The 621-nt window shown below is 51.5% G+C and carries 1 protein-coding gene; it reads left to right on the forward strand.

Annotated elements, in window-relative coordinates; all coding sequences use genetic code 11:
- On the forward strand, window positions 1-621 hold a 621-nt coding region (locus ACP45E_RS02415; protein WP_347229967.1), incomplete at both ends, for a peroxidase family protein.

Genomic DNA, 621 nt, shown 5'->3' on the forward strand with positions numbered 1-621 from the left:
GGCGCAAGTGGCGCACAGCAACGATTTGCACCACTGAACAGTTGGCCTGACAATGCGAGCCTAGATAAAGCAAGGCGCTTGTTGTGGCCGGTGAAGAAAAAGTACGGTGAAAGTATTTCCTGGGGCGATTTGATTGTACTTGCAGGTAATGTTTCTTTAGAGAATATGGGCTTTACCCCTTACGGGTTTGCCGCAGGGCGCACCGATGATTGGGAGCCTGATACTGTTTATTGGGGGCCTGAATTAGAAATGCTCGCAAGTGATAGGCGCAATGAGAAAGGTGAGTTAATAAAACCATTAGCCGCCGCCCATATGGGCCTGATATATGTTAACCCGGAAGGGCCTAATGGGGTTCCGGATCCTCTCGCTTCTGCTAAAAGCATACGTGAGGCTTTTGGCCGTATGTCGATGAATGATGAAGAAACCATGGCGCTTGTGGCGGGTGGACATACTTTTGGTAAGATGCATGGCGCTCACAAATCATCGGAGTGTTTGGGCGCAGAACCCGAAGCCGCCCCCATAGAACAGCAAGGGCTAGGCTGGCAAAATAAATGCGGCAAAGGCCACTCGGAAGATACGATCACCAGTGGGCTGGAAGGTGCGTGGACGCAAGCCCCAACA

Source organism: Vibrio genomosp. F10 str. 9ZD137, from assembly GCF_049974785.1.
Lineage (GTDB): Bacteria > Pseudomonadota > Gammaproteobacteria > Enterobacterales > Vibrionaceae > Vibrio.